This is a genomic window from Gluconacetobacter asukensis, from assembly GCF_014174375.1.
Taxonomy (GTDB): Bacteria; Pseudomonadota; Alphaproteobacteria; order Acetobacterales; family Acetobacteraceae; genus Gluconacetobacter; species Gluconacetobacter asukensis.
Window position 1 is genome coordinate 80,702 of record NZ_JABEQE010000003.1, and the last position, 24,874, is coordinate 105,575.

At 67.2% G+C, this 24,874-nt stretch carries 23 protein-coding genes; 12 read left to right on the top strand and 11 right to left on the bottom strand.

The genetic code is table 11. From position 1 onward, the window contains the following. The first annotated feature begins 114 nt into the window (after window positions 1-114). The 8 genes from HLH35_RS04695 to HLH35_RS04730 are packed head-to-tail and all read left to right on the top strand — an operon-like array spanning window position 115 to window position 9,664. Window positions 115-1,371, top strand: coding sequence for an aromatic ring-hydroxylating oxygenase subunit alpha (locus tag HLH35_RS04695; protein ID WP_182978047.1), 1,257 nt, complete (start codon window positions 115-117; stop codon window positions 1,369-1,371). A gap of 8 nt (window positions 1,372-1,379) precedes the next feature. Beyond that, window positions 1,380-2,465, top strand: a complete 1,086-nt coding sequence (locus HLH35_RS04700; protein ID WP_182978048.1) for a hybrid-cluster NAD(P)-dependent oxidoreductase — start codon at window positions 1,380-1,382, stop codon at window positions 2,463-2,465. Between the two features lie 4 nt (window positions 2,466-2,469). Beyond that, window positions 2,470-3,435, top strand: a complete 966-nt coding sequence (locus HLH35_RS04705) for a GlxA family transcriptional regulator (protein ID WP_182978049.1) — start codon at window positions 2,470-2,472, stop codon at window positions 3,433-3,435. 10 nt (window positions 3,436-3,445) lie between these two features. After that, entirely contained in the window at window positions 3,446-5,494 is a 2,049-nt protein-coding gene (locus HLH35_RS04710; RefSeq protein WP_182978050.1) for an NADH:flavin oxidoreductase, read from the top strand. Window positions 5,495-5,498: 4 nt separating this feature from the next. Beyond that, window positions 5,499-7,361, top strand: a complete 1,863-nt coding sequence (locus HLH35_RS04715; RefSeq protein ID WP_182978051.1) for a DUF3483 domain-containing protein — start codon at window positions 5,499-5,501, stop codon at window positions 7,359-7,361. Next, on the top strand, window positions 7,358-8,449 hold the full coding sequence (locus HLH35_RS04720; RefSeq protein WP_182978052.1) for an FAD-binding protein: 1,092 nt from the start codon (window positions 7,358-7,360) through the stop codon (window positions 8,447-8,449). Before HLH35_RS04715 ends, HLH35_RS04720 begins: the two co-directional genes overlap by 4 nt. Next, entirely contained in the window at window positions 8,449-9,156 is a 708-nt protein-coding gene (locus HLH35_RS04725) for an electron transfer flavoprotein subunit beta (RefSeq protein WP_182978053.1), read from the top strand. Before HLH35_RS04720 ends, HLH35_RS04725 begins: the two co-directional genes overlap by 1 nt. A 16-nt stretch (window positions 9,157-9,172) precedes the next feature. Then, the gene (locus HLH35_RS04730; RefSeq protein WP_182978054.1) at window positions 9,173-9,664 is read left to right on the top strand and encodes a prolyl-tRNA synthetase associated domain-containing protein; all 492 of its coding nucleotides are present in this window, start codon (window positions 9,173-9,175) and stop codon (window positions 9,662-9,664) included. Here HLH35_RS04730 and HLH35_RS04735 read toward each other — a convergent pair. From HLH35_RS04735 to HLH35_RS04750, 4 genes are all read right to left on the bottom strand, one after another. Next, window positions 9,642-10,544, bottom strand: coding sequence for a diacylglycerol/lipid kinase family protein (locus HLH35_RS04735; protein WP_182978055.1), 903 nt, complete (start codon window positions 10,542-10,544; stop codon window positions 9,642-9,644). The two genes, HLH35_RS04730 and HLH35_RS04735, sit on opposite strands and share 23 nt — an antisense overlap. A 75-nt stretch (window positions 10,545-10,619) precedes the next feature. Next, a complete protein-coding gene (purU, locus tag HLH35_RS04740) occupies window positions 10,620-11,471 on the bottom strand; it encodes a formyltetrahydrofolate deformylase (protein ID WP_182978056.1) in 852 nt (283 codons plus the stop codon). Window positions 11,472-11,484: 13 nt separating this feature from the next. Next, the gene (locus HLH35_RS04745; protein WP_246384850.1) at window positions 11,485-12,561 is read right to left on the bottom strand and encodes a GlxA family transcriptional regulator; all 1,077 of its coding nucleotides are present in this window, start codon (window positions 12,559-12,561) and stop codon (window positions 11,485-11,487) included. Window positions 12,562-12,688: 127 nt separating this feature from the next. Continuing rightward, entirely contained in the window at window positions 12,689-13,645 is a 957-nt protein-coding gene (locus HLH35_RS04750; RefSeq protein ID WP_182978058.1) for a glycine betaine ABC transporter substrate-binding protein, read from the bottom strand. A gap of 227 nt (window positions 13,646-13,872) precedes the next feature. On the opposite strand from HLH35_RS04750, the gene HLH35_RS04755 reads away from it, so the two are divergent. Beyond that, window positions 13,873-14,286 carry a ketosteroid isomerase-related protein gene (locus tag HLH35_RS04755; protein WP_182978059.1) on the top strand — a complete coding sequence of 138 codons (414 nt, stop codon included), beginning with the start codon at window positions 13,873-13,875 and terminating at the stop codon, window positions 14,284-14,286. A 46-nt stretch (window positions 14,287-14,332) separates the two neighbouring features. Here the strand turns inward: HLH35_RS04755 and HLH35_RS04760 are convergent, their stop codons facing one another. The 7 genes from HLH35_RS04760 to HLH35_RS04790 form a co-directional block, all read right to left on the bottom strand. Continuing rightward, window positions 14,333-15,610, bottom strand: coding sequence for a c-type cytochrome (locus HLH35_RS04760; RefSeq protein WP_182978060.1), 1,278 nt, complete (start codon window positions 15,608-15,610; stop codon window positions 14,333-14,335). Further along, complete coding sequence (locus HLH35_RS04765) at window positions 15,607-16,032, bottom strand: VOC family protein (RefSeq protein ID WP_456305629.1); 426 nt, start codon at window positions 16,030-16,032, stop codon at window positions 15,607-15,609. The genes HLH35_RS04760 and HLH35_RS04765 overlap by 4 nt, the downstream gene beginning before the upstream one ends. Before the next feature lie 57 nt (window positions 16,033-16,089). Then, on the bottom strand, window positions 16,090-18,285 hold the full coding sequence (locus HLH35_RS04770) for a xanthine dehydrogenase family protein molybdopterin-binding subunit (RefSeq protein WP_182978062.1): 2,196 nt from the start codon (window positions 18,283-18,285) through the stop codon (window positions 16,090-16,092). A 14-nt stretch (window positions 18,286-18,299) separates the two neighbouring features. Beyond that, window positions 18,300-18,752: a (2Fe-2S)-binding protein gene (locus HLH35_RS04775; protein ID WP_182978063.1), complete on the bottom strand. Its 453-nt coding sequence runs from the start codon at window positions 18,750-18,752 to the stop codon at window positions 18,300-18,302. A gap of 205 nt (window positions 18,753-18,957) precedes the next feature. Next, window positions 18,958-19,644: a GntR family transcriptional regulator gene (locus tag HLH35_RS04780; protein WP_182964314.1), complete on the bottom strand. Its 687-nt coding sequence runs from the start codon at window positions 19,642-19,644 to the stop codon at window positions 18,958-18,960. Window positions 19,645-19,671: 27 nt separating this feature from the next. Next, complete coding sequence (locus tag HLH35_RS04785) at window positions 19,672-20,607, bottom strand: NAD(P)-dependent oxidoreductase (RefSeq protein ID WP_220790544.1); 936 nt, start codon at window positions 20,605-20,607, stop codon at window positions 19,672-19,674. 52 nt (window positions 20,608-20,659) lie between these two features. Next, window positions 20,660-21,073: a VOC family protein gene (locus HLH35_RS04790; RefSeq protein WP_182964315.1), complete on the bottom strand. Its 414-nt coding sequence runs from the start codon at window positions 21,071-21,073 to the stop codon at window positions 20,660-20,662. A gap of 203 nt (window positions 21,074-21,276) precedes the next feature. On the opposite strand from HLH35_RS04790, the gene HLH35_RS04795 reads away from it, so the two are divergent. From HLH35_RS04795 to HLH35_RS04805, 3 genes are read left to right on the top strand one after another with little or no spacing between them, the layout of a single operon-like run. After that, entirely contained in the window at window positions 21,277-22,269 is a 993-nt protein-coding gene (locus HLH35_RS04795; protein ID WP_182978064.1) for an alpha/beta hydrolase, read from the top strand. A 5-nt stretch (window positions 22,270-22,274) separates the two neighbouring features. Then, on the top strand, window positions 22,275-23,486 hold the full coding sequence (locus HLH35_RS04800; RefSeq protein WP_182978065.1) for an FAD-dependent oxidoreductase: 1,212 nt from the start codon (window positions 22,275-22,277) through the stop codon (window positions 23,484-23,486). Window positions 23,487-23,530: 44 nt separating this feature from the next. Continuing rightward, complete coding sequence (locus HLH35_RS04805; RefSeq protein ID WP_182978066.1) at window positions 23,531-24,841, top strand: MFS transporter; 1,311 nt, start codon at window positions 23,531-23,533, stop codon at window positions 24,839-24,841. Window positions 24,842-24,874: the final 33 nt, after the last annotated feature.

Below are 24,874 nucleotides of genomic sequence, written 5' to 3' on the forward strand. Positions count from 1 at the left end.
AAGAAAACAGGAACAGCATATCGATATCGTAATGTCCGAGGTGGAGATCGGGAGGCGGGCGTGCCCGTGCCCTTCGCAACAGGACGGCCGCCGGCCGATGGAGAGCGTTGTGCCATGCCGAAATACGATGCCGAGGCGGTACGGGGCCTGATCGCCCGTCGTCGACCGGGACATGCGCTGGAAAGCGCGTTCTATACCGACCCGGAGATCTTCCGGGCCGATATGGACGCCATTTTTCACCAGCACTGGATCTATGCCGCGGTGGAATGCGAGGTGCCGGAAGCTGGCGACGCGCTGGCGGTGGATATCGGTGCTTCGTCCGTCGTGATCGTTCGGGGCGATGACGAGCAGATCCGGGCCTTCCACAATGTCTGTCGCCATCGTGGCGCGCGGCTGTTGCCGCCGGGGCTGTCCATCGTCGGCAATCTGGTCTGTCCCTACCATGCCTGGACCTATGGGCTGGATGGCGCCCTGAAATTCGCCGAACATATGGGCGACGGTTTTGACCCGTCCTGCCACGGGCTGCGCCCGGTGGCGCTGCGCTCGGTCGGCGGGTTGCTGTTCATCTGCCTGGCGGAAACGCCGCCCGACGATATCGACGATCTGGCGCGGCAGATCGAGCCGTATCTGGCACCGCATGATCTGCGCAACACGCGCGTTGCGCATTCGGCGGACCTGATCGAATATGGCAACTGGAAGCTCGTGATGGAAAATAATCGCGAATGCTACCATTGCACGCCCAATCATCCCGAACTGACGATTCCGCTTTTCGCCTATGGGTTCGGCTTCGCCCCCGAGGAACTGACGCCGGAAGGGCAGGAGCAGGCCGCGCGATATGAAACGCTGCGCCAGACCTCCCATACGGCGTGGGAGGAGGCGGGTTTGCCCTCGCGCCTGATCGAGCATCTGGACGATCGCCCGACCGGCTTTCGCACCGAACGCCTGCCGCTGGATGGCGCGGGCGAAAGCCAGACGATGGACACGATGGCGGCCTGCCGAATCCCGTTGGGTTCGATCCGCGACAAGGCGGCGGGGGGACTGCATTTCTGGACGCAGCCCAATTCCTGGCATCATTTCATGAGCGACCATATCGTGACCTTTACCGCGCTGCCGCTGGATGAGGGGCGCACGCTGGTCCGTACCAAATGGCTGGTCCACAAGGATGCCGTGGAAGGCGTGGATTACGATTTGGAGAAGCTGACCGACGTCTGGAACGTGACCAACCGCCAGGATGCCGATCTGGTGGAGATGACGCAGCGCGGAGTCGCTGATCCGGCCTATGTGCCAGGCCCGTATTCGCCCTATACCGAAGGGCTGGTCGAGAAATTCATGCTCTGGTACCTGGCGCGCCTGCACGCGCATCTGGGCTGACTGCCGGCATGATGTCCAGTGAGACCCTGCTGCCCTTTTGGGACCCCGAACAGGACGAAGTGCTGGTCTGCCGTGCTGTACGGCGGCAGACCCATGATGTGGCGACCTTTATCCTGACCGCGCCCGCGCCGCGCCGGTTCCGCTACCGGCCGGGGCAGTTCATGACCTTTACCGTCATGATCGGGGATGTCGTGTATCATCGCTGCTACACGCTCTCCTCCTCACCTAGCAGGCCGGATGCGGTGGCGATCACGGTCAAGCGCGTGGCCGGCGGCCCGGTGTCGAACTGGCTGCATGATCATCTGCAGCCGGGGATGGAGATTGCGGCACTGGGTCCGGCGGGGGATTTCGTGCTGGATGTGCCGCCGGACGGTGCGGCGGAACGATATGTGTTTCTCTCGGCGGGCAGCGGTATCACGCCGGTGATGTCGATGGTGCGGCACATGGTCGATACGCGCTTCGATGTTGATGCCGTGTTCCTGCATTCCGCCCGTTCGCCGAACGACCTGATTTTCGAACGTGAACTGGCATGGATGGAAAGCCAGGCGCCGTCGCTGCGGGTGCGGGTCACCTGCGAGCACGATACGCCCTGGCGGCGTTGGCCGGGTGCGATGGGGCGGATCGACGGGGCGCTGCTGATGCGCGAGGTGCCCGATCTGCTCGCCCGCCGCTGGTTCGTCTGCGGGCCGGAGGGCTATCGCCAGGCAGTGCGGGCGCTGGCCATGCAAGCCGGGCTGGATATGGAGCGATTCCACGAGGAGAGTTTCGATTTCGGTGAACTGGTGGCGCAGGAGGCCGACGGTTCCGATCAGGAGGCTGTGCCTGGCGGCGTGCAATATGCAGTCAGCTTCACCCGAAGCCGGCGCGAGATTGCCTGTGCCGGTGATACGCCGGTTCTGTCCGCCGCGCGGGCAGCCGGGATGCGCCTGCCGGCATCCTGCGCGCGGGGCATGTGCGGAACGTGCAAATGCAGGTTGGTATCCGGCACGGTGGAGATGCAACATGACGGTGGCATCCGCCAGCGTGAGATCGACCAGGGCATGATCCTGATCTGTTGCGCGCGCCCCACCAGCGATCTCGTGATCGAGCGTTAGAGCGATGGCCCCACGCGCCAGCGACCTCGCCAGCCTGCGCCGTTTCGGGTTCCTGACGCTGAAGACCTATTCGCTGATCGCTGTCAGTAACGCGATCGAGGCGTTGCGCATGGCCAATCGAGTGACCGGGCGCGAGGATTATGGCTGGCGGGTGCTGAGCCTGGATGGCGCGCCGATTGCCGCCAGCAACGGATTGTCGCTGCATCCGACCGAAGCGCTGGGGGACGCCGAGGGGCTCGATGTGCTGTTCGTGTGCGGTGGGATCGATGTCCGCTCCGCCACCAGCCAGGAGCTGCGGGTGGCGCTGCGCCGGCTGGCGCGGCAGCGGATCGTGATCGGGGCGTTGTGTACCGGCACTTTCGCCCTGGCCGAAGCCGGGCTGCTGCGTGGTTATCGCTGTGCGATCCATTGGGAAAATCTGGGCGCGATCCGCGAGGAATTTCCCGAGATCGATATCGTGGACGAGATGTTCGTGATCGATCGCGATCGCATCACCTGCACCGGTGGTGCGGTGCCGCTGGATATGATGCTGCGGATCATCGCCACCCATCTCGGCCCGGCGCGCGCCCGCGAAATCGCGACGCAGTTCCTGCTGGAGCGCGACCGGGCGGGGAGCGAGGTTCAGCCCGTCACCACGCTGGACCCCTTGCCGCCATCGATGGGCCGGGCCGTGCAGCTGATGGAAAGCCGTATCGACCAGAAGCTGAGCGTGGGTGAGATCGCGCGCGCCGCCGGCCTGTCGGAACGCCAGCTGGAACGGCTGTTCCGCACCTATACCGGTGCCACGCCGGTCGCTTATCTGGCCGCGACACGGCTGGAGCGCGCACGGCGCCTGCTGCGGCAGACCGGCATGTCGATCACGGATATCGGCATTGCCTGTGGCTTCATGTCCCTGGCCCATTTCTCGACCGCCTTCCGTAACCGGTTCGGCTATGCCCCGCGCCAGGAACGCCAGCGGCAGGCAGGCTGAAGGAACGAATATGATCCCCTATGCCGATGCCCTGCTGAAGCCGTTGCGCATCAAGTCGCTGGTCATCCGCAACCGGGTGATGAGCACCAGCCATGCGCCGGGCTATGGCGTCGATGGCAAACCGCAGGAACGCTACCAGCTTTATCACGCTGAAAAGGCGAAGGGCGGCATCGGGCTGACCATGTTCGGCGGTTCGTCCTCGGTCGAACTGGACAGCCCGGCCACGCCGTGGAGTCAGATCGCGGTCTCCGACGACAGCGTGATCCCGTATTTCCGCCAGTTCGCGGACCGGGTGCATGGCCATGGCGCCCGGTTGATGATCCAGTTGACCCATATGGGGCGCCGTACGCGGTGGGATACCGATGCGTGGCTGCCGGTGATCGGGCCCTCGGTCCGGCGCGAGCCGGCATCGCGGTCGATCCCCAAGGAGATGGAGCCGGAGGATATTACCCGTGTCGTCCGTGCCTTTGGAGCTGCCGCGCGGCGATGTCGCGAGGGCGGGTTGGACGGGCTGGAAATCTCGGGGGCGCATGGGCATCTGCTGGACCAGTTCTGGAGCCCATCGGTCAATCACCGGCACGATGCCTATGGTGGCAGTTTGGAACACCGGATGCGCTTCGGCATCGAGGTGCTGAGCGCGATCCGTGAGGCGACCGGGGATGATTACGTGGTCGGCATGCGCATGTCGGGCGATGAACTGATGAAGGGGGGGCTTACGCAGGAGGATTGTATTGCGATTGCCGAGGACTACGCGCGTCGAGGATTGATCGATTTCGTCAATGTCATCGGCGGGCAGGCGCGTGATGAGATGGCGCATGCGGTCTCGCTGCCTAATATGGCGTTTCCCGTCGCGCCTTTTCTCGGCCTGGCCAGCGCGATCAAGCGGGCGGTGGATATTCCCGTTTTTCACGCCCAGCGCATCACCGACCTGGCGACGGCGGCCCGCGCGGTGGCCGAGGGCCATGTCGACATGGTGGCGATGACCCGCGCGCATATCGCCGACCCGCATCTGGTCAGGAAACTGGCTGCCGGGCACGAGGACGATATCCGCCAATGTGTGGGGGCGGGCTATTGCATCGACCGGATCTATGTCGGTGGCGACGCGCTGTGCCTGCAGAATGCGGCGACGGGCCGCGAGGCGACGATGCCGCACGAGATCGTGCCGGCGCCGGTGACGCGGCGCGTGGTCATTGTCGGAGCCGGCGTGGCGGGGCTGGAGGCCGCGCGGGTCTGTGCCCTGCGTGGCCATCAGGTGACGCTGTTCGAACGAGAGGACCGCACTGGTGGGCAGGTGAACCTGGCGGCCCGCGCGACGTGGCGCGAGGCGCTGTCGGGCATTGTGCGCTGGCTGGACGGGCAGGTGCGCAAGCTGGGGGTCGACCTGCGACTGGGCGAGGACGCGACGGTGACCGATATCCTGCTGTGCGCACCGGATGTGGTGATTGTGGCGACGGGCGGCGATGCGATCCGGGGTGACGATCCGGGCAGCGACCTGCACCATACGACGCGGGACGTGCTGGCGGGGCGGATTGCGCCGACGGGCAGTGTGCTGATCTTCGACGAAATGGGACAGCATAATGCGTCCTCGGTGGCTGAATTGCTGGCGACGCGGGGGTGTCTGGTCGAGCTGGTGACGCATGACCGGCTGGTGGCGCAGGAGGTCGGTACCACCAACCAGCCGGTGCATCTGCGCGAATTCTATCGGCTGAACGTTGTGACGACGCCGAACATGGAACTGACCGAGACCTGGCGCGAGGGCAACCGGCTGGTCGCCGTGCTGCGCAACACCATGACGGGCGCGGAAGAGGAGCGGGTGGTTGATCACATCGTGGTCGATCGCGGCGGGGCGCCGGATAGGACTGTTTATGACGGGTTGAAGGCGGCCTCGGCCAATGACGGGCAGACCAACGCGCACGCGCTGGTCGCCGGACGGCCCCAGCCGGTGATGGAGCGGATCCGGGCGGGGGAATATGCGCTGTTCCGTATCGGCGATGCCGTGGCGGCGCGCAACGTCCATGCTGCGCTCTATGACGCGCTGCGGCTGTGCAAGGATCTCTAGCCTGATGCGGGCGCTGATCGCAGGGGAGATCGGGGGCATTGCGCTGGCGGCCGTGGTGGGCTGGCTGGTGCTGCTGGCGCGTTGGCTGAAGGGGCGCCCGGCGGCCGGTTGGCTGGCGGGGCTGCGGCATGTGCCTCGGCGCTATCTGGTGGATGTGCATCATGTCGTCGCGCGCCGTCCGGCGGCCGCGCGGATGCATGCCATGGCGGCCGGGGGCGTATTGGGTGGGTCGGCGCTGGCGCTGCTGGCGGTTCTGCTGGGTGCGGGGGGGATTGTCTGGGCGCTGGCGGCTCTGGTTTTCGGAATGGGGGGTATCGGTGCGCTGCTGGTGTGGCGGCGACGGGTGCCGAAGATGCCGCCCGCCTTGTCGGGAGGCGCATTTCTGTGGCTGCCGGCAGCTCTGGCCGCATGGTGTGTGGGCAATGGATTGGCCGCCCTGTTCATGGCGATCGGTGCGCCGGCGCTGCCGGTGATCCTGTCGGTGGTGCTGGGCGGCTTGGGCGGGGTGGCGCTGCTGCGGTTGGTGGCGCTGGGGCCGATGCGCCATGCATTGGCCGGCGTGGCATGGCTGGCCGGTCATACGCGGCCGGGCCGTTTCAGCGGGAAGGGGCGCGATACGGGGTTACGGCCGCTCGATCTTGCGGCGCCGCGTCTGGGCGTGCTGGTGCCTGCCGATTTTTCGGGGCCGGAACTGGCTGCTTTTGATGCCTGCATCCAGTGCGGGCGGTGCGAGGAGGCGTGCCCTGCTTTCGCCGCCGGGCAGCGTCTGAACCCCAAGGCGCTGATCCAGACCCTGTCGGGGGCGATGCGTGCCGTGCCGCCTCCTTATGCCGGGCGGCCGGCGCCATCGGTGCCGATGTTGCAGGGCAAGGGGGGAATGGGGCAGCCCATCGTCGGCAATGTGTTGCATCGCGACATGCTGTGGGCCTGCACCACGTGTCGCGCCTGTGTCGAGGAGTGTCCGATGCTGATCGAGCATGTCGACGCGGTGGTGGCGCTGCGGCGGGGACAGACCCTGATGCTGGGGGCGACGCGTGACGGCGCGGCACAGGCATTGCGGGCTTCGCGCGAGCGGGCCGAGCCAGGCGGTCGGGATCTGGCGGCGCGGGGGGACATGATTGCGGCCCTTGATGTGCCGGTGCTGCCGCCGGGGGGCGAGACGGACATCCTGCTGTGGCTGGGTGAGGGGGCATTCGACGCGCGCTATGGCCGCACATTGCGGGCGCTGGTCACGCTGATGCGCCGGGCCGGACTGCGCTTCGCCACCCTGGGCGCGGACGAGGTTGATTGCGGGGATCTGGCGCGCCGTCTGGGGGATGAGGCGACATTCCAGTCTCTGGCGGCGGAAGCCATCTCGGCGCTGAAGGCGCGGTGCTTTACGAAGATCGTTACCGCCGATCCGCATGTGCTGCATGTGCTGCGCAATGAATATCCGGCGCTGGGCGGCCGGTGGGAGGTTCAGCACCATACCGGCCTGCTGGACGAGCTGGTGCGCGACGGGCGGCTGCGCCTGGAGCGGCGGGAAGGTGCGCGCGTTGCCTATCACGATCCCTGCTATCTGGGCCGGTATAATGGCGAGATCGATGCGCCCCGCCGCCTGCTGGATGCAGCCTGCACCGACCGGGTGGAAATGGCGCGTCATGGCATGCGCGCCATGTGCTGTGGCGGCGGGGGCGGCAGTCCGGTCAGCGATGTCGATGCCGTCACCCGGATTCCGGACCTGCGGATGGAGCAGGCGCGAGCGGCGGGGGCGAGCCTGGTGGCGGTGGCCTGCCCCGGCTGCACCGCGATGCTGGAAGGCGTGACCGGGCCGCGCCCCGAGATCCGTGACGTGGCCGAACTGGTGCTGGCGGCGGTGGTGGCATGAGCAACGGTGCGATGACGAGGCGGCCCAGACGCGATCCGCGTGCGGAACGGGCGCGTTGCCTGGTGCCGGGCGGTGCCCGGCCGCGTCTGGCACGCGCCGGCTGGGATGGTATGGCGATTGCGCCGGATGCCGGGCCGCGTGAGCCCGTGATGATTCGCGTCGAAACGCCTGTCTTCTGGGTTGCGGCGGTCGTCGAGGCGCCGAATGGGCGGCTGGATCGCTGGGCGCGCCAGACACTGGGTGCGGCGCGTGCGTTGGCGGGGGCGGATGGTGGCGTCGTTGCCTTGCTGGCTGGGAGAGATGCGGGCGAGGCGGTGGGCGAGGCGGGTGCCGACCGTGTGGTGTGGCTGGATACGGCCATTGGTCCGGACGCGATGCCGGGGGTGATGCTGGCGGCGCTGGTGCCGTTTGCGCCGCGCCATGTGGTGCTGGCGGAAACGCCGGCGGGGGGGGATTGGGCGCGCCGGCTGGCTGCGCGGTCGGGGTGGCCGATCCAGACCGGAATTGAAATGCTGAGCGCGCGCCAGGCGATTCGGCCTGTTGGGGCCGCGTGGCGCGAGCGGGCGGCCATGCCGGCCCGAGTGCTGACCCTGCCGATCGATCGTGTCGCGCCCTATGGCGGGATGCGGCGCGAGGGCCGGGCATGCCCGCCGCCGGACGTGCCGGCGATGGAGGCGCGGATGGAGGTCGGGCCGGTGATCGCGGCGCAGGCTGCCGGTATTCCCCTGGCCGAGGCGCCGTTCGTGGTGGCGGCGGGGCAGGGGGTGCGGGATTTTGAAAGTTTCCATACCCTGTCTCACCTTATGGGCGCGACCGAGGGGGCGAGCCGTGTGGTGTGCGATGCCGGGCTGATGCCGCGCGCGGCGCAGGTTGGCGCGTCGGGCACGGTGCTGGATGCGCGCTGCTATCTGGCGTTCGGCATTGCCGGCGCGCCGCAGCATCTTCAGGGATTGGGCAAGGTGGAGCATGTGGTGGCGGTCAATACCGACCTGCATGCGGCGATCGTTGCGCGGGCGGGGCTGTCGATCATTGCCGATGCGCAGGCGGTCATGCCGGCGCTGATCGCCCTGCTGCGGGGGGGAGGGTGATGCGCAGCGTGGTGCTGCTCTCGGGCGGGGTCGACCCTGTCTCCGGCCGTCCGGCTCCGCCGCGCGGCGAGATTGCGGCCATCGGGCTGGCGCTGTCGGCGGGTGGGGCGGTCGGTGGGTTGCATGTGGGTCTGCCGGCGGCGGCCCTGGGGCAGGCGGCCGGTCATGGGCTGGGACAGATCGCGTGTCTGCGGGGGGTGGGCGATCCCGTCGCGATTCTGGCCGCGCATCTGTCTGCCGCGCCGCCCGATCTGGTGCTGGCGGGGTCGCGGGCCTGCGGTGGCGAGGATAGCGGCATGCTGCCCTATCTGCTGGCCGAGCGGCTTGGCTGGCCGCTGCTTGCCGGTGTGGTGGCGATCGGCACCGTGGCGGACGGCTGGCTGCCGGTGACGATCGGCCTGCCGTTGGGGGCGCGGCAGGACGCGCGGATCAGGCTGCCCTGCATCCTGTGCGCGCATGATGCGGCGCCGGCGCCGCCCTTTGTCTTCGACCGCGCGCGGCGGGTGGCGATGCATACGGTCGCTGTGGCGGATGCGGAGACCATCGCCCCGCTGGAAGGGACGGAGCGACCCTATCGTGCGCGCCCCCGGCTGATCGGGTCGGCCGCGCCGGCTGGTGGAGGGCGGGTGCTGGACAATCCGGACCCTGCCGAGGCGGCGCGGGTGCTGCTTGACCATCTGCGGGCGCTCGGCATGCTGGGCGCATGAGAAGGAACATCCATTGATGCGTGAAGATCTGCGTGCCCTGCTGGAGCGGCTGGATTTCCAGCCGCACGGCGTCAGCCATCCGCCCGTCCGCACGGTGGAGGAAGCGCATCTGCATTATGCGGGGCTGGAGGGGGTGCATACCAAGAATGCCTTCCTGAAGGATGCAAAGGGCGTTCTGGTGCTGGTGAGTGTGCCGGCGGACCGGCGGCTGGACATGAAGGCCCTGCCGGGGCTGATCGGGACCAAGCGCCTGTCCTTCGGCAGTCCGGAACTGATGCGTGCGGTGCTCGACACCGAACCGGGTGCGCTGGGGCCGCTCAGCCTGGTGGCCGATACGCAGCACCAGGTCCGCTTTGCCATCGAATCCTCTCTGCTGGAGGCCGATGCCATCACCTGTCATCCGCTGGACAATACGGAAACCTGGGTGATCCCCCGCGCCGTGCTGACCCGCCTGCTGGCCGATCTGGGGGTGGAACCGGTGGTCTTTACCCTGCCGGCGGAGGGGTAGGACCCGTCGCCACGTGCAGCGGCGATGTGGAAATATCGAGATGGACCGGGGAAAATCCTTTGCGGTCGCCGTCGCTCTGGATGGGAATGGCGGCGGGGGATGGCACCTGGATGGTCGAGGCCGTCAGGGTTCGCGTGCCCTTCTGCTGCTCGATCCTGCCGAGGAACAGCGAGAGGATGGTCTTGACCAGGGCCAGCTTGCCGGATGTTTCGAACAGGATGACGGAAAAATTCCTGTCCCCGTGCGCGGAATGGCGCGTCAGCTCGTATTTTCCGGCGTAGAGCGATCCTTTCGAGACGATGATGGTTGTGGCCCGATAGGGAATATCGTCGATCAGCGCGGTGAATTCCGTCAGTTCGAACCGGAAGAGGGATGAGAGCGTGCTGACGGCATAGGCGGCGCGGCCCACCCATGCTTTCAGGCGCGTCGAGGTGCCGTGGACGATGTGGGCGTCGAACCCGATGCTGGCCATCTGTACGAAAGGCTGGCGCCCCGCCTTGGTGTGGAGATAGCCTGGCCAGATGGTCGTGAAATGGCCGGCCTGGATCAGGGTGGCGTTCCTGATCTCGTTGAAGGGGATCTTCAGCTCGTGCGCCAGCACGTTGGCCGAACCGAGGGGGAGGATGCCCAGGATGGCGGAGGTGCCGATCATGCCCGCTGCGACTTCCGCGATCGTGCCGTCTCCGCCTGCCGCGATGATGTGGGAATAGAGCCCGCTGGCGGCGGCGTCGCGGGCGAGGATGGTCGCGTGGCCGGGATATTGTGTCTGCGCGAGCGTCGGGCGCAGGCCGGCCTGTTCCAGATGGCGTACGAAGCGGGAAATTCTTGAGCGACTATGATGTCCGGCCGTCGGGTTTGTAATAATAATGACTTTTTTCATCGAAAATATTCATCTTCTGGGAAATGTCCGCGATCATATACACCGCCCCAGGGATGAAAGACATGGCCGGGCTGGTCAGTCAGGAAACACCACCGTGCGATGCCCGTTGACGATCACCCGCCGTTGCAGATGGTAATGCACGGCCTTGGACAGCACGCGCCGTTCCACGTCGCGGCCCTTGCGGATCAGGTCGTCGGGCGTGTCGGCGTGCGAGATCCGTTCGACATCCTGTTCGATGATCGGACCTTCGTCGAGGTCTGCCGTGACGTAGTGGGCGGTGGCGCCGATGAGCTTGACGCCGCGGGCCTGGGCCTGGTGATAGGGGCGCGATCCCTTGAAGCTGGGCAGGAAGGAATGGTGGATGTTGATGCAGCGGCCGGAGAGTTTCGCCGCCATCTCGTTCGACAATACCTGCATGTAGCGGGCCAGAACGACCAGGTCGGCCCCGGTTTCGGCCACCAGGCGCCATAGCTGCTCTTCCTGCGCCGCCTTGGTCATGGGGGTGACGGGCAGGTAGTGGAACGGGATGCCGTCGGTGGCGACGGCGCGGGTGGCCTCGCGCGGGTGGTTCGACACGATGGCCACCGGGTCCATCGCCAGTTCGCCGATGCGCCAGCGATAGAGCAGGTCGGCCAGGCAATGGTCGAATTTCGACACCATGATCAGCACGCGCTGCCGCGCGCCGGCCGGGTAGAACTGCCAGTGCGCGTCGAACCGGGCCGCCACCTGGGTCAGGATCGCCCGGTCGGGCGGGGTGGCGGCGGTAAAGGCGATGCGTATGAAGAACTGGCCCTCCGCCAGATCCGCATGCTGATGGATCTCGATGATGTTCGCGCCCGCGTCGAACAGGCAGCCCGACCAGGCGGCGACCAGACCCGTCTGGCTGGCGCAGGTGACGATGAGGATATGGGCGTCGGCATAGGCCATGGTCGGGTTGTCTTTACCGGTCGGAGAACAGCCTGATGCCGGCATGGGACAGCACGTCCGGCGCGGCGCGGCGGGCGGCGAAGTCGGGCAGGGCGGTGCGATGGCAGGCGCTGGGGCTGATGCCGAACATGCTCTTGAAATGGCGGGAGAAATGCGAGCAGTCGGAAAAGCCCATCTCGATGGCGATCTCGGTCACGCTCATTTCGCCGGCTTCCAGCAGGGCGCGGGCGTGGCGCAGGCGCAATGTGCGATAGAAATCCTGCGGCTTGCGGCCCAGCGTGGTCTGGAACAGCCGTTCGAGCTGGCGGCTGGAGATGCCCAGCCGGGCGGCGAGCTGCGCGATCGGCAGCGGGCGCGCCATGTTCTGTTCCATGTGTAACACCGCGCGCCGCACCCGCGGGTCGGCGAAGCGGGTTGCCGAGGCCAGGGTCGGGGGCTGGGGTTGCAGCCTTGTCTGGTTGCCGGCGGCGCCGGCGCGTTCCATCAGCAGGATATGGCTGGCCTTGAGCCCCGCCGGGCGGCCGATGCTGCGTTCGATCAGGTGCATGGCCACGTCGGCCGCCGCCCCGCCGCCGGAGCAGGTGATGCGGTCGCCATCGTCGAGGAACATCTGGTCACTGACCGGCTCGTGGGTGGGAAAGGCCTCCTGGAAATCCTGGCGATGGTACCAGCTGACGCAGACGCGGCGATTGTCCATCAGCCCGGCGCGGCACAGGGCGAAGGTGCCGGTGCAGACGCCGATGAGGGTGATGCCCATGGCGGCGGCGCGGCGCAGCCAGGCGGTGGTGACGTAATCGATCTGCTCCTGCCCGTGCAGCAGGCCGCCGACCACGACGATATGGTCGAAGGCCCTGGGATCGCCCAGCGGGGCGTCGCGCGCGATGGCCACGCCGCAACTGGAGCGCACCGGATGGACCGAGGCGGAGAGGACCTGCCAGGAACAATGGATGGGGCGGCTGCGATCGTCCTTGTCGGCGGCGAGGCGCAGATGGTCGACGAACAAGGCGAAGGCGGACAGCGTGAAATGCTCGGCGAGAATGAAGCCGACGCGCAGGCGCGGCTTGATGCCGGCCGATGCCCCTTCTGACATGATCATTCTCCCGATCGTGGCCGGCCCGTGCCGGGCGGTTTGATTTCTTGTCCGAAACGAGGATACGGAACCATAAGCGCGTGCCTCTTGTCCCGATACGACATAAATTTCATTCAATCCGTCAGATTCATCCACCGGGCGCGAGAAATGCCTGTATGGCGGGCAGGGACGGCGCGCCGTCGCGGGTGGTCACGCCGTCCAGCCAGGTGTGCCAGGCATCGGGATGGTCGCGCAGCCAGTGCCGGGCGACCTGGGGCGGGGGCATATGGTCGCGCTGGATGGCCAGCATCATGATGTTCTCGTCGGGGATCGTGAAGCGGATTTGGGCCAGCAGCCGCGCCGCGTTGGGGCAGTCCGTGCGGTAGCCGCGCCGGATCACGGTATTGACGGTGGCCCCGCCATCGGGGCCGAAGACCTTGTCGCCGCCGGTCAGGTAGCGCAGGGCGAAGCGCAGGTTCATGGGATGGGGCTCCCACGCCAGGAACACGATCGGGCGGTGGCTCTGGATCGTGCGGTCGACCTGGCTGAGCATGCCCTGTTCGCTGCTTTCCACCAGGCGGAAGCGTTGCAACTGGAACTGGTTGGTGCGGATCATGTCCAGCACCAGCGCGTTGCCGTCATTGCCGGCTTCCAGGCCGAAGATCATGTAGCCCAGGCGCGAGCCCCATGCCGCGATGTCGCGATAGTCGCGCAGGCCCGCCTGCCAGACATAATCGGGCACCGCCAGCGTGTAATGCGCGCCCGACAGGTTGGTGGCCAGCCGTTCTACCGACCCGTCGGCAAGGAATGGGGCGATCGGGGTGCTGCCCGCGGGTTCCCAGTTGCTGAGAAACGCGTCCACGCGCCGGTCGCGCATGGCCACATAGGTCATGGTGAGGGCCAGCATCGGCGTGCGGGGGGCGTAGCCGAGGGCCTCGAACAGCGTGGCGGCGACGGCGGTGACGGCTTCGGCATCCGTCCAGCCGACATTGGACAGGCGGACCGGTGCGCAGGCGGCCGGATCGCCGGATGCGGCATGCGCCCCGCCCGCCGGGAGGGCCAGCAGGGCCAGCATCGCGAGCAGGCGGCCGGTACGGCTGGGCATGCGGACAATCCTCCTTCTGACCGGCAGGGCTCCCGGCTATCATGTCGGGCCTGTCGGCCTGTCACCCGAATGTTCGCGTCGGATGACGGTTCGGTTCCGACATGAAACACAGGAAGAGCGGATCGGGTCGATTTTTTTGTGTCGATGGGCTGGCCCCGACATTCCCTCGCCGTGGCAAGGGCCTTATCAGACTGTCGGATATCCTGCCTGACCGATCGGAGCCCGTCATGTCCATTGCCACCGCGCGTGCGGTCATCGAGAGCTATTACCGCATCTTCAATTCCGGCGACCGCGCGGCCTTTCTGGCCCTGCTGACCGATGATGTCGTGCATGACATCAACCAGGGCGGCAGCGAGAGCGGGGTGGCGGCGTTCCGCGCCTTTCTGCAACGCATGGACCGCTGCTATCGCGAGGAGATCCGCGACGTGGTGGTGATGGTCAATGACGATGGCAGCCGGGCGGCGGCGGAATTCGTCGTCCATGGCACCTATCTGAGCACCGACGAGGGGCTGCCGGAGGCCGCCGGCCAGACCTATGTGCTGCCGGCGGGGGCGTTCTTTACCCTGCGCGAGGGCAAGGTCGCGCGGATTTCGAATTACTACAACCTGCCGGAATGGACGCGGCAGGTTACGGGCGGGTAGGGGCCTGCATCGCGATCCGTACAATGCGGATTTAAAAAATTGCCGTTCAGCGCGGAAGGGATTGGGGAGCGTTGAGTGCCTGGCGGGCGCGGGCCGCGTCGGCTGGGGTGATGGGGGCGGCGCGGTTGCCCCAGCTGTTGCGTACGAAGGTTGTGACGTCGGCGACCTGGGTGTCTGTCAGTTTCCAGGCGAAGGCCGGCATGCTGGTGCCGCGATCGTTGCCGCGTGTGATCGCGGACTGGGCGCCTTGCAGGATCACGTTGAGGGCGCTGGCCGGATCGGCCGACTGGACGCCCGCGTGGCCGGCCAGGGCCGGGACCATGCCCGGGATGCCTTGCCCGTCGGCGCCGTGGCAGGCGCGGCAGCTTTCGCCGTAGAGGCGCGCGCCGGCTTCCATCGCCGCCGTGCCCGGTGGGGCGGGCGGCGTGGCCTCCTGCCCGGGTGGTGTGGGCACCGAGCGCAGATAGACCGCGATTGCCCGCAGGTCGGCGTCGGTCAGGAACTGGGTCGAGCGGCTGACGACTTCGGCCATCGGGCCGGCCGCGACCGCGCGGCGGCTGGTGCCGGTGCGCAGGTAGGCGACGATGTCCTCCTCCGTCCAGCCGCCCAATCCGGTGCGGGCGGCGTCATCCAGCGCCGGGGCGAACAGGCCTTCCAGCGGTGCGCCGCCCAGATAGGCGCGCACATCGTCGGCCCCCAGGCGGTTCTTGGGCGAATGGCAGGTTGTGCAGTGACCCAGGCCGGTCACCAGATAGGCGCCGCGATTCCATTGCGCGTCGCGCGCGGGATCGGCGCGGAACGGTGCCGGGTCGAAATAGAGCATCGACCAGACGAAGGCTGACAGCAGGCGGATATTGAAGGGAAAAGAGAACTGGTTGGTCGCCACCGCGTTGCGTACCGGCTGCAGGCTGGCGAGATAGGCCTTGATGTCCAGAATGTCGCGGTCGCTGGCCCTGGCATAGGTATTGAACGGCATGGCGGCATAAAGCCGCTGGCCCTTGCCGCCGATCCCGCGCTTGACCGCGCGCAGGAACTGCGCGTCCGTCCAGCCGCCGATGCCGGTTGCGGTGTCGGGCGTGATGTTGCTGCCCAGCAGGGTGCCGAAGGCGGTACGGATGGCCCGTCCGCCCGCGAAGGGACGGCCGCCGGGTGCCGTGTGGCACGCCACGCAGTCCCCGGCCGCCGCCAGATAGGCGCCACGCGCCACCGCCTCCTGGTCGGGAATGGTGGCCTGGCCCGCCGCGCGGGCCGGCGCTGCGCCGGCCCCGATCAGCAGCAGGGCCGCGCAGGCGGCGCGGCGCATGCGGTTGCGGCCGCTGGTCACTGTTTGGCGAACAGCTGGTCCATCGAACGCAGGGCCTTGAATTCCAGGGCATTGCCGGCCGGGTCGAAGAAGAACATCGTGGCCTGCTCGCCCGGCAGGCCCTTGAAGCGGACCTGCGGTTCCAGGACGAAGGGGATATTGTGCGCGCGCACGCGCTCGGCCAGCGCCTCCCAGCTTTCCATGTCCAGCACGACGCCGAAATGCGGGATCGGCACATTGTGGCCATCGACCGCGCCGCTGCCCGTGCCGCCCTGGGGGTCGCGGGGGCCGGTGCAATGGGTGACGATCTGGTTGCCGAACAGGTCGAAATCGATCCAGCTATCGGAGCTGCGCCCCTCGGGGCAGCCCAGGACCTCGCCATAGAAATGGCGGGCGGCGTCGAGATCGTCCACGGGAAAGGCGAGATGGAACGGTGCGGACACTTTCTGTTTCTCCTGATGGTTCATGGATGATTCTGTTATTGGTGCGGCGGTGCGGCGCTATGCGCGCGCCTGGAACCATTCGGCGCGGAACGGCATGCGGTCCGGCCGGCGTCCTGTGGCGTGGAGCAATGCCTGCGAGATGGCGGGGGCCAGCGGCGCCACCATGATCTCGCCCGCGCCCTGGGGCGGCCGGTCGCTCTCGACGATGACCGGCACGATTTCGGGCATTTCGGCGATGGACAGCAGCGGATAGTCGACGAAGTTCGACTGTTCCGCCGCGCCGTCGCGGAAGGTGATTTCGCTTTTCAGCGCGGAGGTCAGGGCAAAACCGACTCCGCCCTGGATCTGGGCGTTGAAGGTATTGTGGTTGACGACCAGCCCGGCATCCATCGCGCAGACCACGCGGGCCACCTTCCAGCGGTCGCCCACGCGCTTGAGTTCCACCACCTCGGCGCATTCCGACACGAACGAGCCGCCGCGCCCGAAATAGGTGTTGAAGGCGATGCCGCGTGCGATGTCCGGGCCGGCCGGCCGGTCCCATCCTGCCGCCTGGGCAGCCGCGTCCAGGACCCGCAGCCCGGCGGGGTAGTTGCGCAGCAGGTGCCGGCGATAGGCGTACTGGTCGATGCCGGCATGATGGGCGAGATCGGTGATGAAGCTTTCCCAGAACAGCACGCCGGCGCTCGACCCGACCGAGCGCATGAAATAGACCGGGATCGGCAGCGGCGTCTGGATGACGTCCACATGGAAGTTGGGGATGGCGTAGGTCTGCTGGTACAGCCCGTCGACCATGCTTTCGTCGTAATCGCCCAGCGGTGTCTTGGTGAGCCAGTACGGCCGGGTGGTGGCGAACAGCGACTGGCCGCAGACCCGCGCGTGGACCGCCAGCGGGTAGCCGTCGGCATCCAGCACCGCGCGCAGCCGGCCCTTGTTGTTGGGCCGGAAATGATCGTGCTGGATATCCATCTCGCGCGTGCGGATCAGCTTGACCGGGCGGCCGAGCGCCTTGGCCGCCTTGGCTGCCTGCGCGACGAAGGCCGGCACGATCTTGCCGCCGAAACTGCCGCCCAGGAAGCCGACATGCAGGTGGACCTGGTCCTCATGCATGCCGCAGATCTTGGCCACGGCCGAGACGGTGGCGTCCGTGCTCTGGATCGAGCCCCAGACATCCACCCGGTCCTTCTGCACATGGACCGTCGCGTTCATCGGCTCCATCGCGGCATGGGCCAGGTGTGGAACGCTGAAGCGGCTTTCGATCACCCGGTCCGGATGCTGGCCGATGATCTTGAGCGCGTCGCCCTGCGAGAGTGCGGGCACGCCGATTTCGGCCTCCAGCCCCGCCTCGGCCAGATTGTCGATCAGCGCGGTCGACAGGTGGCCGTTCTCGCCGGCCGAGAAGACGACATCGAGCAGGTCGACGGCGCGCTGGGCCTGCCAGTAGCGATCGGCGACGGCGATGACGGCGTCATCGAGTTTCAGGATGTGACGCACCCCGGGCTGTTTCAGCACCTCGGCCTCGTTGCGGACATCGACCAGCCATCCGCCGATGGCCGGCGCGATGCGGATGGCGGCGTTGAGCATGTCCGGCAGCGTGACGTCGAGCCCGAAGATGGCCGAGCCATTGGTCTTGGCCGCCGTGTCGCGGCGGGGCAGGGATTTGCCGATCAGCCGGAAGGCGCTGCGGTCCTTCAGCGGCGGATCGGACGGTACGGGCAGCTTCGCCGCGTCGGGGGCCAGCGTGCCGTAGGCCAGTTTTTCCCCCGTCGCCCGGTTGTGTACCCAGCCGTCGCGCGTCTCGCACTGTCCGGGGGGCACGCCCCAGCGCGTGGCGGCGGCGCTGACCAGCATGATGCGTGCCGCCGCGCCGGCGGTGCGCAGCCGGGCGTACAGCTTGGTGGTCGAGGTGGAGGCGCCTTCCTTCTGCGACGGTTTCTCGTTGCGGAACTGGATCTTGTAGGCGTCGCGCCCCATCACCCAGCGCACGGCGACGGCCGGCCAGTCGGCATCCAGCTCCTCGGCCAGGATACTGGGCAGGACGGTGTACGAGCCCTGGCCGACCTCTGGCTGGCACAGGCCGAGGGTGACGGTGCCCGCCTGGTCGATGAAGATCCAGTCCGTCAGTTCGGATTCCGCGACCTCGCCCCGCCGGGCGATGGCGGCGTCCAGCGGGACGGCCAGCACCGCGCCGAAGGCGGCCGCGACCTCGAGGAAACGGCGCCGGCCCAGCAGGACAGGGGATGGGTGGTGCGACATGACCGTGCCTCCTCTCACGCCCGCCGGGCGGCGGCGTGGATGGCCGCGCGGATGCGGATATAGGTCGCGCAGCGGCAGAGATTGGTGATGGCCTGGTCGATATCCTGATCGGTGGGATTGGGATTGCGGGCCAGCAGGGACGTGGTGGCCATGATCATGCCCGACTGGCAGTAGCCGCATTGCGGCACGTCCAGTTCGTTCCAGGCCTGATGCACGGGATTGGTCTCGTCGGTCGGCAATCCCTCGATCGTGGTCACGGCGCGCCCGCGCACATGGCCGACGGCCATGACGCAGGTGCGCACGGCCTCGCCGTCCAGATGCATGGTGCAGGCGCCGCACATGCCGATCCCGCAGCCGAACTTGCTGCCCGTCAGGCCGAAATGCTCGCGCACCGCCCACAGGAGGGGCACGTCGTCGGGCCCGTCGAAGATGACGGGCTTGCCGTTGAGGCTGAAAGTGACCGACATCGATGCTCCTTCTGGAAGGCCCGGCGCAGCCGGGCGGTGTCAGAGCCTGACCGGAAATGTGGGCTGGTGAGCGAGAGCGGCCCGACAGGGCCGCGGCCGGCGTGTGTTTTCGAGCATCGCAGCGCAGCGGCCTCTATGGCCGTGAGCAGTGAAGCGCAGAAAACGCGCGTCGGATCGCCATCAGCACGCATTTACGGTCAGGCTCTCAGACGGTGGCGTAGAGCGTGGCGTATGGCCGCGCGCCGTCCTGCTCGCGGCTGCGCAGCAATTGCAGCACGCCGGCCGCCAGCCGGGCGTTGTGGTCGCGCATGACGGTGTAGGCGGTCTCGGGATCGCCAGCGACGATCGCCCGCATGACCGCGCCATGATCGTCATGCGACCGGGTCAGGCGCTCGCCGTTTTCCAGCGGCTGGGCCTGGCGGAATGCGGCCAGGCGGGTGCGCAGGTCGCGCATCAGTTCCGCCAGGGTATGGTTGTGGGCGCCGCGTCCGATCAAATCGTGGAACTGCTGGTTGATGGCCCAGTACGCCTTGCGGTCGCCGCGCGCGGAGGCGTCCTTGCCCTGCTCGTACAGGTCCTGCAGCAGGCTCTTTTCCAGCGCGTTCATTTTCTGCGACGCCAGCCGGGCGCACAGCGCCTCGATCTCGCACTCCGCGTCCAGCATGTCGGCCAGCTGGTCGAGGCTGATCTGCGTGACCACCGCCCCGCGCCGGGGCTGGAATTCGATCAGTCCCCTTGCCGCCAGTTCCTTCAGCGCCTCGCGCACCGGGGTGCGCGACACGCCGAAGCTGGCGGCCAGGCCCTGCTCGTCCAGTTTCTGGCCGGGCTGCAACTGGCCATGGATGATCTGTTCGGCCAGGCGGTTATATATATCTTCGGCATATGTCGACATGAAGGGCTCCTTGCGTTCAATCCCGCTTCAACTGTGTACCAGATTCGGCGGAGACTTGCCCTGCATGCAAGCAGCGATATGATTTTCCAGCGCCGAGAGCTGCGCGGCCTGCGCCTGCGGCGACCGGCCGGCCAGATGGGGCGTGAGGATGAGATTGGGCAGCGCGCGCAGCCGTGGCGGCGCGAGCGGTTCGCCCTCGAACACATCCAGCGCGGCGCCGGCGATGACGCCGTCCTCCAGCGCCGCGATCAGGGCCGTGGTATCGACCACGCTGCCGCGCCCGATATTGACCAGGAACCCCTGCGGCCCGAGTGCCCGCAGCAATGCGGCATCGACCAGATGGCGCGTCTGCGCCCCGCCGGGGCAGGCCACCACCAGATAGTCGGCGCGCGTGGCCATGGCCGTCAGGTCGGCCACATGTTCCGCGCCCCTGAAGGGACGCGGGGCGCGGGCGTGATAGAGGACGCGCATGTCGAACCCCAGCGCGCGGGTGGCGATGGCCTGGCCGATCTGCCCGAAACCCAGCAGGCCCAGCGTGCGCTCGTGCGGCGCCGGGCGCGGCTGGCGCAGATCCTCCCACCGGCCCGCGCGCACGCCCTGGTCCAGCCGGAGCAGGTCGCGCGAGATGGCCAGCAGCAGCGCCATGGCGTGATCGGCCACCGTGTGGGCGTTTGCGCCGGGGGTATTGGATACCAGCACCCCCCGCGCCTGCGCCGCACCGAGATCGACATTCTCGTGCCCCACCCCGGTACACAAGACCCATCGCAGCGCGGGCAGTGCCGCCATGTCGTCGGCCGACAGCCCGACCGAGCCGTTGGTGACGACAAGACGGACCTGCGCCCGCACCCCCTGGTCGAGCAGCGCGACCGGTGTGGCCGGCCCCGGCCATTCGACGACGCTTCCATGCCGCGCCAGCATCATCCAGGCGGGCTCGGCCAGCGGGACGCGCGTCAGGATCGCCATGGCGTCATCGGGTCCGGGCCGGGACGGGGGGTGGGACAGGCGTGTCACGGTGTCAGGCCGCGACCACGTTCTTGACCGCGCCGCGCCAGCCGCTCTCGGTCATGTCGAAGACGATGCCTTCGGGGGTCTTGTACTTGACCTCGTAGAACACGTTCGGATCGGTTTCCTTGCGGCCGGTCACATAGGCGCCGCCGGCCTCGGTCACCTTGCTGCCGGCTTCTTCCAGGCTGTCGACCCAGACGCCGAAATGGATCAGGCCGTAATAGCCCTTCTGATTTTCGAAGCCCGGTACCGGCTCGTCGCCGAAATTCAGCAGCGCGATGTTCACGATGCCGTCCGACATATAGATGCCCCGCATGGCGCGGCCGGCGCGCTGCATGCCGAAAGCCTGTTCGAAGAATGTCGCCGCCGCCTCGGGGTCCGGCACGGACAGGGCGATATGTCTCAGCTTGCTCGTCTCACTCATGGGTCACTCTCGTCCTTGATATACGCACGTGCCGCCTGAGCCTCATCAGGGCGGAACTTCACTATGCATAGGAATACAATTCGGCGCTACAAAATACTTTGACAGAGAATTGTATTTTTGCCTAGCCTGCGAGCAAGGCAGGAGGGGTGCGTGTCGACGATCGGTCGAAACCTGCCGTCAAATAGATCACATGATTGAAAAAGATGCAGATCTGTGAGGGCGGGCGATTGGTGCGTGACGATTTCCTGTGCGATCCGACGGGTTTCGCCCAGCTGACGCCGGAGCAGCGCGCCCGCATGCGGACGATCGGGGCGTGCTGGAACGACGATATCGTGGCCCATCGTGCGGAGATGGTGGCGCTGTATTCCCCGCTGGCCGCCGGCGCGCCCAAGGCCGCGAAGGTTGTCCGTGACATTGCCTACGGACCCGACGCGCGGCAGGTGCTCGACATCTTCTGCCCCGACGGTCAGGAGGGGGCGCGGCCGGTCGTCGTCTTTATCCATGGGGGGGCGTTTACCCGTGGTGCCAAGAGCGCGAATGGCGAGATCTATGACAATGTCCTGCACTGGTTCGCCCGGCTGGGCTATGTCGGCGTCAATGTCGAATACCGTCTGGCGCCTGCCGTCACCTGGCCCGATGGCGCATGGGACGTGCTGGACGCGCTGACCTGGGTACGGGACAGCATTGCCGCCCATGGCGGCGACCCGGCGCGGGTGCATGTGATCGGCCATTCGGCGGGCGGCAGCCATCTGGCCACCGCCGCGCTGGAGCCGGGGCTGGGCGGGCTGCCGGCGGGGGTTCGCAGCCTGGCGCTGGTCAGCGGCCGGCTGCGTGCCGACCGGCGCCCCGACAACCCCAATGCGGGCAATGTGGCGGCCTATTTCGGCCCGGACGAAAGCCTGTATGCCGCGCGATCGCCCGTGAGCCGTGCCGCGGACTGCCCGCTGCCGGTGCTGGTGGCCGTTGCGGAATTCGAGAACCGGCACCTGGATACGTACGGCGCGGAATTTGCGCACGCCGTGGCGCGGGCAGGCCGGGTGCCTGTGCGCTGGGTCCGCCTGGCGGGCCACAACCACACGTCGATCGTCGCCCATCTCAACACCGGCGAGGAAGGATTTGGCCGCGCGCTCGATGCCTTCTTCCGCTTAAATGATTCCGTGTCCGTTTCGGAACGGAAGCGAACAGGAGCCTCGTAGGACAGATGCAGAAACGGATCATGATCGTCGGCGCCGGCCCTGTGGGCATGGTCTGCGCCCTGGCCCTGGGGCGGCAGGGATTCGACGTCACCGTCGTCGAACGCGAGGCCGGACCGGTGATGGACCAGCGCGCGGCGTCGCTGCACCCGACCACGCTGGCCATGCTGGGCGATCTGGGTATTGGCGAGACGATTATCGACAAGGGGCTGATCGCGCCGAAATACCAGTTCCACGACCGTGTCAGTGGCGAGATCGTGGCGGAATTCGACCTGTCCACCATGGCCGACGAATTCCGCTATCCTTATGTGCTGCAATACGAACAATATAAATTCACCGACGATGTCAGCACCCGTTATGCCGACGAGATCGGGATTGCGGTGCTGTTCTCGACCGAAGCGACGCAGATCGTCCAGCATGCGGACGGCGTGACCGTCACGCTGGAGCATGACGGTGCGCAGGAGGTGCGGGAGTACGATTATCTGATCGGCGCCGATGGCGGACGCAGCATCGTGCGCAAGTCGCAGGATATTGCCTTCGAGGGCTTTACCTATGACGAGCGGTTCGTGAAGATCGCGACCTTCTTCGATTTCGGCGCGCAGCGGCCGGACTATGCCTTCCGCAATTATTTCTCGGACCCGAACGAGTGGTGCAACCTGTTCAAGGTGCGCGGCGCGGACGGCAAGGGGTTGTGGCGCGCGATCTTTCCCACCCGGGTCGGCGAGTCCGAGGAAGAGGCGCTGAGTCATGCCGGCATCCAGGGGCGGTTGCAGAAATTCTTTCCCAAGGCCGGCGATTACGACATTGCCTATTCCAACATGTATGCCGTCAACCAGCGTGTCGCGGCCACCTTCCGCAAGGGGCGCGTGCTGCTGGCGGGGGATTCGGCGCATGTGAACAACCCGATCGGCGGCATGGGCATGAATGGCGGCATTCATGACGCCGTCAATCTGAGCGAGAAGCTGGGCCAGGTTCTGCGCGGCGAGGCCGATGCGGCGGTGCTGGACCTGTACAGCCGGCAGCGGCGCAAGGCCGCGGTGGATTTCGTCCAGGCCCAGACCATCCAGAACAAACGCCTGCTGGAAGAACGCGACCCTGAAATCCGCGCCCGGCATCTGCGTGACCTGCGCGACGCGGCCGCCGACCCCGAGCGGGCCCGGGCCTTCATGCGGCGCGCGTCGCTGGCCGACAGCCTGAAGGCGGCGGCTTCCGTGACCTGATTTTCTGCCCGCTTCGTGCCATGCCCCCAGACAAGGATCGCAGAATGCCCCTCGCCAATGTCGAGACGTCCGCCATTCCGGCGACGTCAGCCCCCAGGACGCAGCCCGGCGCCGGTCCCCTTGGCTGGTATACGGGCCTGTCGAAGGTCGAAAAGATCACCTTCTGGAGCTGCTATGGTGGCGTGGCGCTGGATGCGATGGATCTGCGCATCTTCAGCTTCCTGATCCCGGTGCTGATGAAGGCCTGGCATGTCGCGCCCGCGCAGGCCGGGCTGCTGGGCAGCGCGGCCCTGTACGCGGCGGCGGCCGGCGGGTGGATGACGGGCCTGCTGGGCGACTGGTTCGGGCGCGTGAAGGCGATGCAGTTCACGATCGTCATCTACTCGCTGTTCACGTTCCTCAGCGGCTTTGCCACCAGTTACGAACAATTGTTCATCTGCCGGACGATTCAGGGATTCGGTTTCGGGGGTGAAATCACCGCCGGCGTGGTGCTGATGGCCGAAATCGTCGGTCATCAGAACCGGGGCCGCGCGGTGGGATGCCTGCAAAGCGGCGTGGCCGTGGGCTGGGCCCTGGCCGCCATCATCGCCAGCGTCGCGATTGCGCTGCTGCCGGAATCCATTGCGTGGCGCGCGGTATTCTGGTCGGGCATCCTGCCCGGGCTGCTGCTGATCGTCATCCGGCGGCATGTGGACGAGCCTGCAATATACAAGGAATGTCGCGAGCAGGCGATCGAGCGCGCGGCGCGGATGAAGATCCATGACATTTTCCGCCCTGCCATCCTGCGGCGGACGACGCTGTCCACCGTGCTGGCGCTGGGGGTGCAGACCAGCGGGCTGGGCATTTCGACCTGGTTGCCCGCCTATCTGACCCTGTCGCGCCACCTGTCGCCCGGTGCCACCGGGCTGTATGTCATCGTGCTGACGGCGGGTGCCTTCTTTGGTTATATCGGCAGCGCCTATCTGTCGGATCGCTGGGGCCGGCGGCCCAATTTCTTTGTCTATGTCACGGGCAGCATCGGCATCCTGGCCATCTATCTCTGTCTGCCGATGCCGGCCTGGGCGCTGCTGGTGGCGGGCTTTCCGCTCGGCTTCTTCTCGCAGGGGCTCTATGGCGGCATGGGCACCTTCTTTTCCGAACTGTTTCCCACGGCGATCCGTGCCAGCGGCACCAGCTTCGCCTATAGCGCCGGGCGGCTGGGTGCGGCGTCGGGCGTGGCCCTGGTGGGGGCGCTGGCCCATGGGGTGGGGATCGGTGTCGCGCTGCTGTGGGTCTGCCTGGCCAGCTATGTGCTGGTGCTGATCGCGACGATCCTGCTGCCCGAGACCGGTCGGAACGGGCGCCTCGCCCACTGACGCGTGCCCCGGCACACGGGCTGGGGAGTTCGT